The sequence below is a fragment of the Frankia sp. EI5c genome (assembly GCF_001636565.1).
GTDB lineage: Bacteria > Actinomycetota > Actinomycetes > Frankiales > Frankiaceae > Parafrankia.
Genome location: NZ_LRTK01000036.1, coordinates 1 through 15,634, shown reverse-complemented (window position 1 = coordinate 15,634; position 15,634 = coordinate 1). Strand labels below are relative to the sequence as shown.

Genomic DNA, 15,634 nt, shown 5'->3' with positions numbered 1-15,634 from the left:
TCCATGCCGCGGTCGCCGGAGAGATCCATACCGTGGCCGACAGCAGGTGCCGCCCGCTGTCGGTGGTGCTGGCCTAAGTCGGGATCGCGCCGCGGTTCGGCGACCTGCCCGCCCGAAAGACCGGCGACAGGCCGCGCAGCCGCGCGGCCAGTTGGGCAGTGGCGGGCCGCCCCAGGCATGTCGCGCAGCTCAGCCAGGCGACCGCCCCCGCGGCCACGACGATCCCGAGGTAGCCGGTGAACGTGCCGCCAGAGCCCTAGCCGGTCGCGTCCAGCCCCCGGCGGACGGCGAGTTCGACGGCCAGTGCCGCGGACGAGCTGCTGACGAACGACCCGCTGGCGCTGCTGATCGGGATGGTTCTGGACCAGCCAGTATCGGAAAGAGGAGTGGGGGCGGGACAGGTAGGGGGTCCGCACCCATCTGACACGTAGCGCCGCGTTGTGGTCCGCGGCGCCGCGGTTGCACCCCGCTGCCCTGCGCCGCGGGCCATCCGCAAGGCCGGATCGGCAGACCCATGAGTCTGCTATTGGAAGACTAGATGCTATGCCATTGGTAGAGTAGAGATGTGGTCGACTATCGGCGCCGTGTCCTCGACGACACGCTGGACGCACTTCAGCCGCATCTTCGCGCCCTGTCGATCCACGGGCCGAAGGCGGTGGGCAAGACGGCGACCGCGATGCGGCGCGCGGAGTCCATCATCGATCTCAGTCTTCCCGGCCAGCGTGAGATCGTGGCCGCAGATCCGACCGTCCTGACTCGGCTGCCCGGGCCGGTCCTGGTCGACGAGTGGCAGCGCCTTCCCGAGGTGTGGGACCAAGTGCGGCGCGCGGTCGACGCCGGCTCGCCAGCTGGTCACTTCATCATCGCNGGCAGCTCCGCACCGCGGGGGGCGGTAATTCACTCGGGCGCCGGGCGGATCGTGCCTTTGCGGATGCGCCCGCTGAGCATGGCCGAGCGGGACGTCGACGAGCCGACCGTGAGCCTGTCCGCACTCCTCGACGGAAACAGCGACATCGGTGGTGTCACCTCGCTTCGGCTGACGGACTACGTCGAGGAGATCACCGCATCGGGCTTTCCCGCCATACGCGGCCTGCCGCCGCGAGCACGTCGAGCCGAACTGGACGCGTACCTGGACAATGTCGTTCAACGGGAGTTCCCCGAGCAGGGCTACCCGATCCGGCGGCCGACGGTGCTGCGCGCCTGGCTTGCTGCCTATGCCGCCGCCACGTCGACGACGACGGCCTACTCGAAAATTCTGGATGCGGCGACTCCCGGCCTGGGTAACAAGCCGGCCAAGGAGACCACTCTCGCCTATCGTGACGCCCTGTCGTCGCTGTGGCTGCTCGACGCGGTACCGCCGTGGATTCCCAGCCGAAACCATCTCGAGCGGCTCGGCCGGTCCCCCAAGCATCACCTGGCGGACCCCGCGCTGGCCGCACGGCTGCTCGGACTCGACGACTCCGCGCTGCTGCGGGCCGAGCAGGGCAGCACCGTCCTGTCGGCGGGCACGATCCTCGGGGCCTTGTTCGAGCACCTCGCCGCGCTCAGCATCCATACCTACGCCGAGGCCGCCGAGGCCCGGGTAGGCCACCTGCGCACCCAGAACAACGACCACGAGGTCGATCTGATAGTCGAGCGCTCGGACGGCCGCGTATTGGCGGTCGAGGTCAAGCTGGCGGACCGGGTCGAGGATTCCGACGTCAGGCACCTGACCTGGCTACGAGACCGAATCGGGACTGATCTGATCGACGCCCTCGTCATCTACGCGNGGGAGCACGCCTACCGTCGACGTGATGATGTCGTCGTAGTCCCACTGGCGCTGTTCGGTCCGTGACCGTCGGCTGGAACCTCACGACGATCCATCCGCAGCCTCTCCTCCGCGGGCTGTTCTGCCACGCCCAGCAGGCGGGAGCGATCCGGCCAGGTGGCGCTCCATGAAGATGGCGACTTATATGAATAGTTCGATGGCGCAGCGTGGGTAGCCACTTCCCCCCGCCGTCCTCCGGGACTGGCGGGGCTTTTTTCTAGATCGGCTATGTCATGACCCCACGAGTCGCCGTCTCCATCGACTACCAGAACGTTCACCTGTCGGCCCGCAGCACGTTCCTGCCTTTCGGGCACTCCTGGCCGGCATGGACATGCCTCGATGCCGTGACCGCCGGCCTGACCCTGCCGCACAGCTCCGGGCCCGTCGAAGGTCACGTCAACAAGCACGGCCTCGACTGAGTCGCTGTTACCCGGAGACGGTCCCCGTCGGGACGTGGGGAATGGCCGAGACGGGGTCGAAGCCAGCGAACGCGAGCCCGATGACGAAGCCCGCGACTTCTTCGAGCTGACGGGCGCGGCTGAGGGGGCCGAGGACGGCGGGTATGCCGCCGACATCTCGGATGAGCTCGCTGGTGACCCGCAGCGCCGTGGCGTCGTCGCCACAGATCGCCACTGTCGGCGCTGGACCGTCGTGACCGCCGTCGGCGGGGCGGTGTGTCCACTGCTCGGCCGGGAAGAGATGGAACGCTTTGACAACGTGTGCCCCGGGAGCGCAGGCGGCTATCCGGTCAGCCGCGGCGTGCTGCTCGGGGAGCAGCACGCCGACTCCGTGCTCGACGGCGTTGGTCGGGTCGATGACCGGCGTGCCCGCAAGCGCGCCTTCGCCCGCGCCGGCGCCGGAAAGGATCGCCTTGACGCCGGACCACAGGACGGCGAGGAGCACCGCGTCGCACCCGGCGACGGCCTTTCGTGGGGTGGCGGCACGCGCGGTCTCGCCCAGCCGCTCGGCGAGAGCGTCAGCCTTGACCCGCGACCGCCCGCCGATTACCAGCTCGTGCCCGGCCTGGCTCCAGCCTCGCCCCAGCGCCTCGGCCAGCGTCCCCGTGCCCAGAATCCCGATCCGCATTGTCTCTCCTCGCGCGCTGACCACCTGTACGACAACGGTAGGAAGCGGTCGCGCACCAAACGGTGCGCGCGATAGCTGCGACGATGAGTGAGATGAGCGAGAACGGGCGCTGCGAGGATCTGGTCGCGGATTGTCGCCTGCGGGCAGCGACTGACTTGTTCGCCCACACCTGGGATCCCGTCGTGCTCGCGGCCCTTCGGCCGGGCCCCCGCCGCCGCCACGAACTGCGGGTCGTGATCGGCGGCATGAGCGACAAGGTCCTCACGGAGGCGCTGCGTCGGCTCGGCTCGCACGGTCTGGTGGCCCGGCGCCCCGTCGCGCAGGCTCCGACGCGGATCGAGTACGCATTGACCGCGCTCGGGGAGAGCCTTGTGGACGGCCCGATGAGGGCGCTGGGTGACTGGATCACCGAGCACGGCGACGAACTGCTGGACGGGCAGGACAACCCGGCGGAGACACGACACCGACCTACGACTGTCTGACTGCCGGAGCGATGGCACCGCCTGCGGTGTGGTCGGCTACGGTGGCGACGTGGGACTGCACCTGAGTCAGACCTGTAGGCATGCTATTGGGAACGGTTCGTGATCTCGCCGCCGCGCGTGCGCATGCCGAGGTGTAGACATGGCAAGGCAGCCATGACACTGGTCGGAATCAGTCATCCCGCTGGGTACGGGTTGGCGACTGAGGGCGAGTGTCCGCCAGTAACGTCGTAAACACTCTTCCCGCTACTCCGTGCTGTTACTCCGTGCCCGCGGCGCGTGCGTCGGACATGCGGCGAATGCGGTGTCTGAGATGGTGTTGCTCCGCGAGATTGACCGTGGCGGCTATGGCTCGCCTATAGGCCTTGACAGCATCGTCCGGCCTGCCGGCCTGCTCCAGGATGTGGGCGCGTACGGCGTTGATACGGGGAAGGCCAGGGTGGGCGGCTTCCAGGGCGTCGATCTGGGCGAGGGCGACGTCAGCGCCGTCGACCATGGACTGGGCGACGATGCGGTTGAGGGCGATCGTGGGGTTCTGATGCCCGGTCACGATCTCGAGAAGCCGGTAGAGCGTGAGGATCTCGTACCAGTCGGTCGATGCGATGTCGGGGGCTTCGGCGTGCAGCGCCGCGATGCATGCCTGGAGCAGGTACGGGCCGGGTTCGGCTCCCGGGGTGGCTTGCTCGACAAGCTGGATCCCCTCGCTGATCAGCTCCTGGTCCCACAACGTCCGGTCCTGCTCGTCGAGCGACGTGAGGCGTCCGTTCGGTCCAACGCGGGCCGGATGGCGGGCCTCGGTGAGCAGCATCAGCGCGAGAAGCCCGGTGACCTCGGTGGACGCTGGGACGCCGCGACGAAGGAGCCGCGTCAGGTGGATCGCTTCGACGGCGAGATCGGCGTCGCGGGGAGGTGCGCCGACGGTCGTGTGGTGCGCCTCAGCGAACATCACGTAGAGGACGTCGAGTACGGCGGTGACGCGCTCGCCCGCGTGTCGGGGCGGGGGCAGCGGCCGGCTGAGCTCGCCCAGGCGACGTTTGGCCCGGGTGATCCGTTGAGCGATGGTGCGTTCGGGGACCTGGTAGACGTTGGCGATCTGGGCGGTGGTCAGCCCGGCGACCGCTCGCAGGGTCAGGGGGACCTGCCCTGAGCGCGGCAGGTCGGGATGGCAACACAGTTGCAGCACCAACAGCGAGTCGTCCTGATAGACGGTTTCCGGCGCCACCCGGGGTCCCAACAAAGCAGCACGGGTCTCCCGGTCGCGGCGCCGGGAGTCACCGCGGGCGCGGTCGGCATACCGGCGGCGAGCGGTCGCGATCAGCCAGCCCAGCGGATCATCGGGATACCGCGTCGGCCACTGCTGATACGCCTGTAGGAGGGCTTCCTGGACGGCGTCCTCGCACAGGTCGAACTGGGCGCTGCCGTAGCCGCGCAGCAACCGGGCCAGGGCCTGCCGCGCGAGCTCGCGCCACTGGTCCTGGCCACGGGGCTCAGCTGGGATCATCCCTCGCCCAGATCGGCGAACATCACCGGCCGAAGCTCGAGGGCGAGGCCAGGGATGCTGGCATCGGGGATCTGCTGGGCAAGCTCCACCGCCCGGGCTTCGTCCTCGACGTCCACCAGATAGAAGCCGCCCATGAACTCCTTGCTCTCGACGAACGGCCCGTCGGTCACCTCGGGCCGACCGCCGGAGCCGCGGATGACCTTCGACTGGCTCGGGTCGGCGAGGGCCTGAGTCGCGATGAACTCACCGCGCTCCTTGGTGGCGGCGATGAACGCGCCGTGGCCCTCCTGAATTCGCTGCTGCTGCTCCTCGGTCAGCTGCTCCAGCACAGCCGGGTCGATCTGCATGATGATCAGATACTTCACGGTGTCTGTCCTCCTTGGTAGGCGGCCAACCTGCGTGGCGGCTACACCAGGTGGTCGTCGCCGACCGCGTTCCCGCGACACTACGCAGCCAAGAATTTTCGCGGCAGCGCGGAAATCTTCGCCATCGTTGTCGCGTGGGGCACGTCGGCGACGACCACCTCGCGAGGGGCCGCGACAGGCGCGGCAGCCACACAGGCACACAGGCACACTCAGGAGGTAGGTCATGACACAGCGGGTCCGGGTCCAGTGCTTCAACATCAGCCAGGATGGGATCGGGGCGAGCGAGGGGCAGAGCTTCGAACGGCCGTTCGGCCTGGCAGACCCTGGCCAGCTGTTTGCCTGGGTCGGTCCCNCCGCCAGCTGGGTCAACCGCACCGATCCCGGCGGTACCCGCGGGCTCGACGACTACATCACCCGTGATTTCACCCGCGACATCGGCGCTGAGATCATGGGGCGCAACAAGTTCGGCCCGCTCCGAGGCCCGTGGCTCGACCACGAGTGGNGGGGCTGGTGGGGAGACGAGCCTCCCTTCCGCACGCCGGTCTTCGTGCTGACACATCACGCTCGGCCGTCGTTCACGCTGAGCGACACGACGTTCCATTTCGTCGACGCGACGCCGTACGAAGCACTGGGGCAGGCGAAGGCCGCCGCTGGTGGCCGGGACGTGCGCATCGGCGGTGGTGTCACGACGATTCGCCAGTTCCTCGACGCGGACCTGATAGACGAGATGCACATTGTCGTCGCCCCGTGTGAACTCGGCGATGGCCTACGCCTCTGGGACAGCCCGGACGAGCTGACCGATCGCTTCCACCTGGAACGCGTGCCAAGCCCGAGCGGCGTCGTACACCACTTCTTCTGGCGACGGTAGAACCGCCTTCACGGCGAGAATCATCATTTTTGGACATTTCGGACGCGGACGGATCAGCCATCCGACTGGAGTTCGGACGTGCAGTAGCAGGTTGACGGCATTCCCGGACCTCCCCGATCTCGACCGGCCGGGAGTTGTATATCGGTGCCGATGAAGGTGTGAGCGCGGTCGCTATCGGGCTACGGGTAGATGTAGACCCGGATATGATCATGAAAGGTCCCTGGGGTGCCGCTGACAACAGTGCGGCTCAGCTGGATGAATCAAAGGAGTAATACGGGCCGAACGGACGGTCTCCGAGGCGCTGAAGTGGGCTGGAGAATTCTTTGTCTTCTCGATGGTCCTGGGAGGGCTGTCGCAGATTGGTGGGTGAGACCTCGGCCGTCGTCCGACTTGTGCGATACCAAGCCGGTGCGTGATGGCGCACGCGCCTGGGCGTCTGATGGCCCCGGTTGACGGCACCGGATCCTTACGGCGAGCCCGGCTGGGGCATCCGCNTGGCGGGAGCGGGGNGACGCAGTCGTGGCTGAGCCGGATCGAGGTGGCGGACGATCCGCTGAAATTGGCTACGGTTGTGCCGTGGGACTGCATCTAAGCCAGATCGACGAAGCGGACGAACTGCTGACGAACGATCCGTTGGCGCTGCTGATCGGGATGGTCCTAGACCAGCAGTTCCCGCTGGAGCGGGCGTTCGCGGCGCCCTACGAGCTGACCCGACGCCTCGGCCGTCCGCTCGACGTCGAGGAGCTGGCGACCTTCGACCCGGAGGCGCTGAGCGCGATCTTCGCGCAGCCGCCGGCGCTGCACCGGTTTCCGGGTTCGATGGCCAAGCGGGTCCAGGCGATGTGTCAGGTGCTGGTCGACAGGTACGACGGTGACCCGACGCAGGTATGGGGCACCGCCGCTGATGGCGGGGAACTGCTGAAGCGGATCGGGGCGCTGCCTGGCTTCGGCGCGCAGAAGGCGAAGATCTTCGTGGCGTTGCTTGGCAAGCAGCTAGGCGTGACTCCGCCCGGCTGGCGCGAGGCGACTGCTCCCTACGGTGAGGAGGGCAGCCGCAGATCGGTCGCCGACATCACTGGTCCGGACACCCTGCTTGAGGTCCGCGAGTTCAAGAAGCAGATGAAGGCCGCGGCCAAGGCTTCGGCGGGCTGACCGGCGGTTTCGCGTCCCAGAGGGCTTCACGCTCGCCCCGCCGGAGATCAGCGCCGAGGCGTAGAAGTCCGCAGGTCGTGCGTGCCCGCCTGGACGCCGGCCGTCCGGTGCGGTGAACGTCCGCCCGACCGCGCCGATGACCGGCAGCCGGGGCAGATCCGGCACATCCTGCCGCCGCTTCGTGGACCGCACCCGCCGCAGACGTTCCCTCTCCTCCGATGCGGCCCCGCCGCGTACGCCGAGTACGGACAGTTCCGCGGCCACCTGGCCGATCAGTTCGTTGAGCTCAGCCACGCCGGCGGGGTCGTTCTCCGCTTCCGCCTGCTCCCGGACGACTTCCCGATCGGCGCGGAAGGTCGCCGGCGCCGGTCGCGCCTGCAATGTATTGCGACTTGGATGGCCAAGCCGCCTGGCCATCTCTACTGCGTATGGCTTTCACGCACCGGCCGGACTTCCCCCATGCCCGCCGGGTGGGGCAGGGAGAGCCGTGGCGGGTCGTGGTCGAGCAGGGGCGGGCGCCATGCCTCCCCGATGGCGATCGCGGCTGCGTCCAGGCCGGCCCGCTGGCCCGCGATGAACGCCGCCGCCTCCATCGACGTGACCGTTCCCTCGACGAGCAGCAGCGGGGACGGGTCGAGTGCGAGCACGGCGACCAGAGCCCGCCGGTAGTCGGCGAGGAGCAGCGGGGGATCGCCGGCCGCGTGGTCGTCGAAGGCCATGTCCTGGTCGAGCAGGCCGAGCACGTAGGAGCGGTACGTGGCCGCCACCGTCTCCGCCCCGCGATGGGGCATCACGCCACCGCCGCGCGGGAACCGAAGACCCGCATCATCGCGGGGAAGCAGACCGGCCCCACGCTGTACTCCGACCAGCCGACCTCACGGGCGAAACGGTCAGCCGCCGCCGCGCTCTCGAACGCCACGACGATCTCCCGCACACGTTGGCTGTCGCCGTCGAACCGGACCAGGCCGAACACCGTTTGCTCCACGTCCACGTGGTCACCTCCGGAAGGGCAGGGGACCGGTTCCNGGCGGCTCGTGTGTGGCCCGTGGGGGTGGGCACCGCCCGGAACCGGCGGGATGCGGCGCCGCACCGGGGACCGCTGTCAGCCCGGTGAGAACCGCGATCACCAGTGCACCGCGGCCACCTCACGGCCCGGGACGCCGAGCACGCGGGATACCCGTGGGATACCTCTGGGGGGATCAGCAGTCCACAGGGCGGAGCCGTCATCCGGGCTGCCGAGCCGTGTCCGCACTTGTACGATCACGCTGTGAGACGGGCCGCGACGTCACCCAACGACCAGGTGCGCGCCGCACGCCTGCGCCATCCGTCGACGCTCACCCCAGGTGAGCCGTTGTCCCGCCAGGAGCTTGCCGAACGCGTCAACCGGTGGATCTACGAGCAGGACCAGACGATCACCGAGATCGACGCCAACTACATCGGCAAGCTGGAACGCGGCGTGATCCGCTGGCCGCAGCACCGCTACCGCGAGGCACTACGCGCCATCCTGCGAGCGGAGACAGACCGAGACCTGGGCTTTCACCGATCCGCGCAGAGCACCAACGGAGGAGCGGAGGTCGACCGCCAACAGTTCCTCCGCGCCGCTGCGGTCGCCAGCGTCGCAACGGCACTTCCTGCCTCCCCAGCACCCCGGCATGTGAGTCGGCCGGCTGCCGTGGCACGGTGGACAGTGCTTGATTCGTTGCGGGCAGTGGTCACCGCGCCGGCAGGTTGGGCGCACGCACACGAGCCGGCCCCAGCCGGTCTCGCAGCTCTGGAAAGCGCGGCCAAGGACGCACACCGCCGCTATCAGGCAGCCGACTACGACGCCGCAGCCGCTCTGCTCCCGGACATCGTGACCGATCTCGACGCCTTGACCGCAGACGTTCCCGCATTCGCCAGGGCCGAGGAGGTGCACGGCATCCGGTCGATCGCTTACCTGGCGGCGGCGAAGCTTGCGACGAAGCTCAACGACCAGGATCTCGCGTGGGTCTGCGCGGACCGCGCGGCACAGTCCGCTCTGGCAGCCGATATGCCAGCACTCGCCGCCACGGCACATCGGCAGGTCGCCTGCGTCTTCCACGAGACCGAACGGTGGGACGACGCCTACCGCATCAGCCTGCGAGCATCCGAGACCCTCACACGTACCGGTGACGCCGGGCCGGACACCCTCTCTGCCCGAGGCGCCCTCTACCTCCTATCCGCCATGACCGCCTCACGCGCAGGAGACCACGCCGAAGCCCAGCGAATGCTGGCGAGCGCAGCCACTGACGCCGGCCGTCTCGGCCGCAACGACAACAGACTGTGGTCCGCCTTCGGCCCGACGAACGTTGCCCTCCACACCCTGGCGGTATCCATCGAGTTCGACCAGCCGACCGACGCCGTCGAGATCGGAAACCGGATCGACACCGCAGNATTGCCACCGTCACTCGTTGGCCGCCGCGCACANGTACACGTCGACATCGCCGACGCCCACGCCCGGCTCCGCAACGACGCCACCGCCACCGTGCACATCCAGGAGATCGAGCGCATCGCTCCACAGATCCTGCGGGTAAACGGCCAGGCCCGAGACGTCATAGCCACGATGTTCCGCCGAGCACGTGGATCGACGTACCCGGTTCTACGCGGCATCGCCGGCCGGGCCGACATCGCCGCCTGATGCCCGGCCCCATCGCGTCTAAGCGTCCGGTGCTCTACACCGTGGTGTGCGCGGCACCGCCGGCCCGCCGGATCGACGAGTTCGTCCGCCAGGCCCAAGGACTGGGATGGTCGGTACGGATCGTCCTCACGCCTACCGCCACCGAGTGGTTGGACATCCCTGCTCTGGCCGAGGTCAGCGACCATCCGCTTCTCATCCGGCCGCGCGAACCGGACGAGCCAAGGACCGCACCGGCCGATGCCATCGTGGTCGCGCCTGCCACGTTCAATACCCTCAACAAGTGGGCCGCCGGCATCAACGACAACGCTGCCCTGGGCGTCCTCAACGAGTCGATCGGCCTCCGCCTACCGGTCGTCGCCGCTCCCTACGCGAAGGCCACCCTCACTGCACACCCGGCCTTCGAGCGCAGCATCCGGGCGCTTGCCGACTGCGGTGTCACCGTCCTACCCACCAACGCCATCCAGCCAGCGCCATCGGGTACCGACGCCCCCACCTGGCAACCGGTCCTTGCTGCGTTGCCGAATCTGCCTGTTTAGGATCAAGACGCGGCACGGGCCGCGCGACCGCCTGCGCGCGCCGTGCTCGCCGCACCGCACGCCCTTCGTCGCATCTTGTGCTTCACGGGCAGCAACACGGCATCATCTGGCTATGCCCGCTGACCGGCCAACATTCGAGCCCAGTCCACGCCGTCTCGCGGGCTTTCTAACCTTCGCCGTAATCGCACTTGTTCTCGCACTGGGAACTTTACGTGAAGATCACATTTTTGCGACGCGCGGAGTTGCGGCCACCGGCGAGATCTTGAAATCCGATGGGCCAAAGCGGCCGTACACAGTGCGGTTCACTACCAAATCTGGACAAATCGTTGTCGCGGAGACGGTCAACCGAAACGGCGGCGACAAAGAGGTCGGAGATTCCATCCGCATCGTCTACGACTCTCGACATCCGTCAACTATGCAGGAAGAGCGTAGCCTGTACTATGTTTGGCCAGCTGTATTCGGCGCATTCGGCCTTGCGATGGCCACGGTCGGGGTCGCCCTCCACCTGCGCGACCGTAAACGAAATTCGAGCCAAAGTCACCTACGAGGCGCCTAGTACTGCAGCAACAGTGGTCGTGGGTGGTCTCAGCTTGGCATGGTGGATGGTTGGAGTCCGCGGATGCGTCGGTTGTAGTGGTAGTAGCGTGCGGCTGCCTGGTGGCGTCGGCGGTAGTCCGACCACCAGCGGACGACCGCTTCCGGGATCTTGGTCTGGCCGAGGAGTCCGAAGACGTGGCGGATCTCGTTGAGACTCAACGGGATCATGGTGTGCCGCTCCGGTGCCGCTGGAGGGCTGATTGTAATTCCCTTCCTGGAGCGTTGGTATCCGACTGCTGTTCTTCCCTGGCCGAGGTGCGGCGGATATTTCTGCCGGTTGTNGGCGGCGTTGACCGCGAGCCAGGCCTGCGCGAGCATCGCCAGGGTGATGTGTCGGTACCAGGCCCGGTGGAGACGGACCTGGTAGTGGTCGAGACCGACTTCGTTTTACCGGCCTGGAAGCATTCCTCGACGCCCCATCGGCGGCCGGCGACCGTGACCAGCAGGGCGAGCGGAACGGGCCGCGGGCTGTAGGTGAGGAAGAACGCGAGTTCGGCTTTCTCGTCACGGCCACGGCGTACCAGCACGCGTAGCGGCTGGTCGTCCGGTCCGCGCTGGTCGGTGGTCTCGATAAGTGCGTAGTCGTACAGCCGGGGGCCTTTCGAGCCGTCCGCGCAGGAATACGTCTCCCAGGCGGATGCGGGTACGAGCGCGGTCAGTGCGTCGACACGTCGCCGGCCCACGGAGGTGCTGACGTGGGTGTCGCGGGCGACCGCGAGGACATACCCGATGCGGTGATCTTCCAGCCAGGTGCGCAAGGTGGCGGATCCGCCGTAGACCTCGTCGCCGGCGACCCAACGCAGGTCGGGATGGGCGTCACGGTGTCGCAGCTTCCTGAAAACTGACCCCCTGTGGGGCCTTGGGTTCCAGGGCGGATTCGAGCGATCGTCGCAACGCNGACAGGATCATCCTGCCAGAGCGGTGGTGAAGACCTCGCCCAATGCATCGAAGTCCGCGATGGTGAGCGGCTCGCCCTCGATCGGCAGGCCGTCCACCAGCGAACCGTCCGTGGCCAGGACCACGCAGCAGCGCGTCAACAACCGGACCTTCNCAAGCGCCCCGGGGTCATTGACCTCGTCGATCACCACTGCGTTAACGTTCCGCACACGCAGCGGCTCAACTCTGTTAGTGATCCACACGGCGATGGTGTCGCTGCCAGGCTGTCTGTCAATGGTCGCAATGCCGTGCACGAACGCCTCCCCCGAATAGCCNGGTGCGGGCCGAGGCTAGCATCTGGGATCAAAGTGATCTACACCCCCATCAGCGGGGCGAGACACCTCCGACGCCCGCTGCTGGCCGTCGAGACCAGCGGACGCAGAGGGACGATCGTGATCTTCGGGTCCATCGGGTAAGCCAACACGCTGTAACCATCGCCTCTGTGGCGGCGTACTGCAGTTGTACTGCAACGGGGACAGACGCTCCTGGACGCCAGTGGACATTACCGAGGCCCCGACCTGCACCGATGGACGTCGGTGGACGTTCGTGGACGGTGCGCCGAGGGCTACGGATCAAAGGTTGGGGGTTCGAGTCCCTCCGAGCGCACGTCAGGTTGAGACAGGTCAGACGGCCTGTTGACCGGATAGGTGCAGGTCGGGGGACTACGCCGTGGCGCGAAGCAGATGAAGGCGTCGGCGAAGGCTGCAGCCTCCTGACCTGCTGGCTTGTTAGGCGACCTGCACGTTCCGTCCGCACGGGGTCTGCTGGACATCCAGGGCGGTCGTGTCTGCCCCGGGCGTCGTGTTCACTCACTGTGGTCGCTGTCTCGCGCTCGTTCGGGTGTGTGAGTAGATGTGTGACACTGTAAGTTGTGGTGGATGGCCTATGGTGGGACCAGGAGGACGCGGAGTACATCGGGCGCCGGTCTGATCGTTATCCNGGTGCGACCGACATTGAGCCTGAGTGGACCTTGGAGGCGGTGAAGGATCCGCGGAGGATCGTTCGTGACCCGGATCCGCGGAGCAGGATGGGCNCGGCTCGCCTGATCGGATACTCGCGTAGTGCAGGGTTCGTGCTGCCTGTGATCGTCGATACAACCGACGAGGCTGGGATCACCGCGTGGAAGACCCGTGGAAGCGATCTTCGGGACTACCTGGAGGGGGAGAGCAGCGTTGACTGATTCGTCCAGGCGTGCCCGGCGTGACGCGATCCGAGCCGAGTACGCGGCCGAGGAGTCCGAGGCCGCCGAGGCGGAGGCCGTCGAAGCAGAGCAGGCTGTCGTGTCTGTGAGGGTTCCCGCCTCGTTGGCAGAGGCTCTCAAGGCCCGTGCGGCGGCCGAGCATCTGCCGACCTCGGTGTTGGTCCGGCGCATCCTTGCTCGGGCTGTCCAGAGTCCCGATGCTCCTGTTGTGAGTGTGGAGCAGGTCGAAGAGATCGTGCGCAGGGTCCTCCGCGAATCTGCATGATCTGCGGTCCGCAAACAGTCCGCAGAGCGCCGGAAAATGACCCACAGCAATGGCAACGACTGAAAGCGAGAACCGCAGGTCAGGCGGCCTGCCGACCATATAGGTGCAGGTCGGAGGACTACGCCGTGGCACGAAGCGGATGAAAGCCGCCGCCAAGGCAGGATCCGCCTGAGTCGGCTGGTCGCCCGAGTCAGGATCGCGTGATCGGCCCGCTCCGGGCGCGACGGCTCAGCCTCGCGCGCCGAACGCGGATCGGATCGCGCTCTCGATACCCGCGGCGGACGCCCCGCGCAGATCTGTCAGCCGGCAGAACACCAGGCCGGATCCGGCCGCGGGCATCGGTGGTGTGCGTCGCGGCTGGTACCTCGTCGCCTGCGTACCGTCCGCCAGCTCGATCTCCAGGTGGTCGTCGACGACGCGGGCCGATCGAATCTGCTCCCAGACCAGAGTGAAGTCCTCGCCGACGCATCGGTAACTGATTCCGGCCGGCCCGATCGACAGAAAGTCGGGCCGGCTGAAGAGGTATGTGAAGGCAACGGCCCAGCATCCGAGAAGGACTGACCAGAACAGCGCGGCAACCCGCAGCCAGTCGGGGAGGTCGGTGAAGACCTCCGCCGTCCAGGGAGCCACAGAGGCACCGATGGAAACCAGGATGAGGAGGAGGCCGGCGGCTCGCCCCGACCGCGACTCGCCATACCGCGCCAGTTCCGCCGCGCTGATCGGGCTGGTGGATTCGTCGCCACGGTCGACGGCACCCGGGGCGCCGACGCGGACGCGCGAGCGGTCCGTCGCTTCGGCCAGTCTGCTGCGCGCCGCGGACGCGGTGATGCGGGTCAGCGGGTCCTTGTCGAGCATCGCCAGAATCGTGCTGGTGACCTGGTCAGCCCGGGCCGGTGGCGGCGGATGCTCCTGGAGCACCGCGGCAACCGTCGCGGCGTCCGTTACCCGGGTGAAGGGCGCCACGCCGGTGAGAGCGTAGTACAGCGTCACGCCCAGGGAGAAGACGTCGCTGGCGGGCGCGGCCCGCACTCCGTGGAACTGTTCCGGCGCCATGTACGCAAGCGTGCCGATGGGACCGTTGGTGATCGTCGGCTCGGATTCGAGTACAGCGACGCCGAAGTCCACCAGGACGATGCGGTTGTCATCGCCGATCAGGATGTTCGCCGGCTTCACATCGCGATGGACGATACCCGCGGCGTGCGCGGCGACAAGTGCGTCGAGGACGGCCAGCCCGATCCGGGCGGTCTCCTCCCGACCGAGCGGGCCTCGTTCGCGGAGGACCTGCGCCAGCGATGTGGAGGGTACCCACTCCATGACGATCCACGGCAGATCACCGTCGCGGACCACGTCGAGGATGGTGATCACGCTCGGATGCTCGCGCAACTTCGCGACGGCCCTGGCCTCGCGTTCCACTCGCGTAATCAGGTCGGCGGACGCCTGTTCGCTCTCTCCCGCCGGGATNCGCACCTCCTTGACCGCGACGCTCACGTCGAGGAGATCATCGATCGCGCGCCAGACGGTCCCATAGGCGCCGGCGCCGATTCTGTCCAGAAGTCGATAGCGGCCGGCGATGACACGTCCGGACTCCTCGCTTCCGCTCACGTCATCACCTCAAAAGACACGGCCATCTCCCGGCGAACACGCTCGCCCTTTGTATCACGGATCAGGACGGTGAAGGCGTGCGCTCGCGAAAGCACACCAGTAACATCGCGGAGTGAAACGCGCACNGTCGTCAGCGGATCAGAGCTTATGCCGACGACTGGTCCGGCTGGCGATGGTCCGGGTGAGACGGGCTACGCTGATCTTGTTTGGTGGCACGGGGAGGGCCTTTCGGCCCTGGCCGATTCTTCTGGCTGCGGCGATCGCCGTTCCGGCGATGACCTGGTGGAACACGAGCGACAGTGATCACAGGTCAGCCCCCGGCGTGATGATCGCTCCCGAAGTCGAAAGCACCTCCGAATTCACGCCGACCGAGAGGCCCCCCGACACGCCAGGCGCGACTGCGGCCCCTGCGTCCACCCCGCCCCCGAACCCGGTGGACTCGCGGAAGGCTGACGAGGTCCTGCCGACCCTCACCGGGCGNGGGTTCATCCCACCGCCAGCCACTGGTCTCGCCGCCACTGCGGGCGATGCGCAGGTGGGCCTGTGCTGGAATGCCGCTCCCGGTGCCACCGGCTACGTCGTC

The 15,634-nt window shown here is 67.6% G+C and carries 12 protein-coding genes and 8 pseudogenes; 12 read left to right on the top strand and 8 right to left on the bottom strand.

Annotated elements, in window-relative coordinates; all coding sequences use genetic code 11:
• Window positions 1–565: 565 nt before the first annotated feature.
• The 3 genes and pseudogenes from UG55_RS45490 to UG55_RS17695 all read left to right on the top strand — a co-directional run.
• Window positions 566–867 (top strand): annotated as a pseudogene (locus UG55_RS45490) (AAA family ATPase); the annotation flags it as partial.
• Window position 868: 1 nt separating this feature from the next.
• A pseudogene (locus UG55_RS17700) lies at window positions 869–1,768 on the top strand (ATP-binding protein); the annotation flags it as partial.
• 272 nt (window positions 1,769–2,040) lie between these two features.
• Window positions 2,041–2,226, top strand: a complete 186-nt coding sequence (locus tag UG55_RS17695) for a hypothetical protein (RefSeq protein WP_066070277.1) — start codon at window positions 2,041–2,043, stop codon at window positions 2,224–2,226.
• 7 nt (window positions 2,227–2,233) lie between these two features.
• Here UG55_RS17695 and UG55_RS17690 read toward each other — a convergent pair whose 3' ends face one another.
• Window positions 2,234–2,893, bottom strand: a complete 660-nt coding sequence (locus UG55_RS17690; RefSeq protein WP_066070274.1) for an NADPH-dependent F420 reductase — start codon at window positions 2,891–2,893, stop codon at window positions 2,234–2,236.
• Window positions 2,894–2,985: 92 nt separating this feature from the next.
• On the opposite strand from UG55_RS17690, the gene UG55_RS17685 reads away from it, so the two are divergent.
• A complete protein-coding gene (locus tag UG55_RS17685; protein WP_128423055.1) occupies window positions 2,986–3,375 on the top strand; it encodes a helix-turn-helix domain-containing protein in 390 nt (129 codons plus the stop codon).
• 256 nt (window positions 3,376–3,631) lie between these two features.
• Here UG55_RS17685 and UG55_RS17680 read toward each other — a convergent pair whose 3' ends face one another.
• Window positions 3,632–4,873, bottom strand: a complete 1,242-nt coding sequence (locus UG55_RS17680) for an RNA polymerase sigma factor (protein ID WP_066070268.1) — start codon at window positions 4,871–4,873, stop codon at window positions 3,632–3,634.
• Complete coding sequence (locus UG55_RS17675; protein WP_066070265.1) at window positions 4,870–5,238, bottom strand: YciI family protein; 369 nt, start codon at window positions 5,236–5,238, stop codon at window positions 4,870–4,872. The genes UG55_RS17680 and UG55_RS17675 overlap by 4 nt, the downstream gene beginning before the upstream one ends.
• Before the next feature lie 223 nt (window positions 5,239–5,461).
• On the opposite strand from UG55_RS17675, the pseudogene UG55_RS47485 reads away from it, so the two are divergent.
• The 4 genes and pseudogenes from UG55_RS47485 to UG55_RS17665 form a co-directional block, all read left to right on the top strand.
• Window positions 5,462–5,590 (top strand): annotated as a pseudogene (locus tag UG55_RS47485) (deaminase); the annotation flags it as partial.
• Window position 5,591: 1 nt separating this feature from the next.
• A pseudogene (locus UG55_RS47480) lies at window positions 5,592–5,740 on the top strand (deaminase); the annotation flags it as partial.
• A gap of 1 nt (window position 5,741) precedes the next feature.
• Window positions 5,742–6,106: dihydrofolate reductase family protein (locus UG55_RS38400; RefSeq protein ID WP_242424687.1), on the top strand; the 365-nt coding region annotated here is incomplete at its 5' end.
• Window positions 6,107–6,682: 576 nt separating this feature from the next.
• On the top strand, window positions 6,683–7,258 hold the full coding sequence (locus UG55_RS17665) for an HhH-GPD-type base excision DNA repair protein (RefSeq protein ID WP_066070259.1): 576 nt from the start codon (window positions 6,683–6,685) through the stop codon (window positions 7,256–7,258).
• 419 nt (window positions 7,259–7,677) lie between these two features.
• Here the strand turns inward: UG55_RS17665 and UG55_RS17660 are convergent, their stop codons facing one another.
• Complete coding sequence (locus UG55_RS17660; RefSeq protein WP_066070256.1) at window positions 7,678–8,049, bottom strand: hypothetical protein; 372 nt, start codon at window positions 8,047–8,049, stop codon at window positions 7,678–7,680.
• A 1,655-nt stretch (window positions 8,050–9,704) separates the two neighbouring features.
• On the opposite strand from UG55_RS17660, the pseudogene UG55_RS30110 reads away from it, so the two are divergent.
• The 3 genes and pseudogenes from UG55_RS30110 to UG55_RS47475 form a co-directional block, all read left to right on the top strand.
• Window positions 9,705–9,914, top strand: a pseudogene (locus UG55_RS30110) (hypothetical protein); the annotation flags it as partial.
• Between the two features lie 29 nt (window positions 9,915–9,943).
• Window positions 9,944–10,450 carry a flavoprotein gene (locus UG55_RS17645; RefSeq protein ID WP_242424686.1) on the top strand — a complete coding sequence of 169 codons (507 nt, stop codon included), beginning with the start codon at window positions 9,944–9,946 and terminating at the stop codon, window positions 10,448–10,450.
• Between the two features lie 112 nt (window positions 10,451–10,562).
• The gene (locus tag UG55_RS47475) at window positions 10,563–11,006 is read left to right on the top strand and encodes a DUF3592 domain-containing protein (protein WP_396230941.1); all 444 of its coding nucleotides are present in this window, start codon (window positions 10,563–10,565) and stop codon (window positions 11,004–11,006) included.
• Window positions 11,007–11,035: 29 nt separating this feature from the next.
• On the opposite strand, the pseudogene UG55_RS38390 reads toward UG55_RS47475, so the two are convergent.
• Together UG55_RS38390 and UG55_RS38385 are read right to left on the bottom strand one after the other, a co-directional pair.
• Window positions 11,036–11,328: pseudogene (locus tag UG55_RS38390) on the bottom strand (IS701 family transposase); the annotation flags it as partial.
• A gap of 1 nt (window position 11,329) precedes the next feature.
• Window positions 11,330–11,859: pseudogene (locus UG55_RS38385) on the bottom strand (transposase); the annotation flags it as partial.
• 1,296 nt (window positions 11,860–13,155) lie between these two features.
• Here UG55_RS38385 and UG55_RS17630 point away from each other — a divergent pair.
• Window positions 13,156–13,449 (top strand): ribbon-helix-helix protein, CopG family, encoded by a 294-nt coding sequence (locus UG55_RS17630; protein WP_066070239.1) that lies wholly within the window; start codon window positions 13,156–13,158, stop codon window positions 13,447–13,449.
• A gap of 228 nt (window positions 13,450–13,677) precedes the next feature.
• On the opposite strand, the gene UG55_RS17625 is transcribed toward UG55_RS17630, so the two are convergent.
• Window positions 13,678–14,910, bottom strand: coding sequence for a serine/threonine-protein kinase (locus UG55_RS17625; RefSeq protein ID WP_242424685.1), 1,233 nt, complete (start codon window positions 14,908–14,910; stop codon window positions 13,678–13,680).
• A 1-nt stretch (window position 14,911) separates the two neighbouring features.
• Window positions 14,912–15,051: pseudogene (locus UG55_RS38380) on the bottom strand (serine/threonine protein kinase); the annotation flags it as partial.
• Window positions 15,052–15,634: the final 583 nt, after the last annotated feature.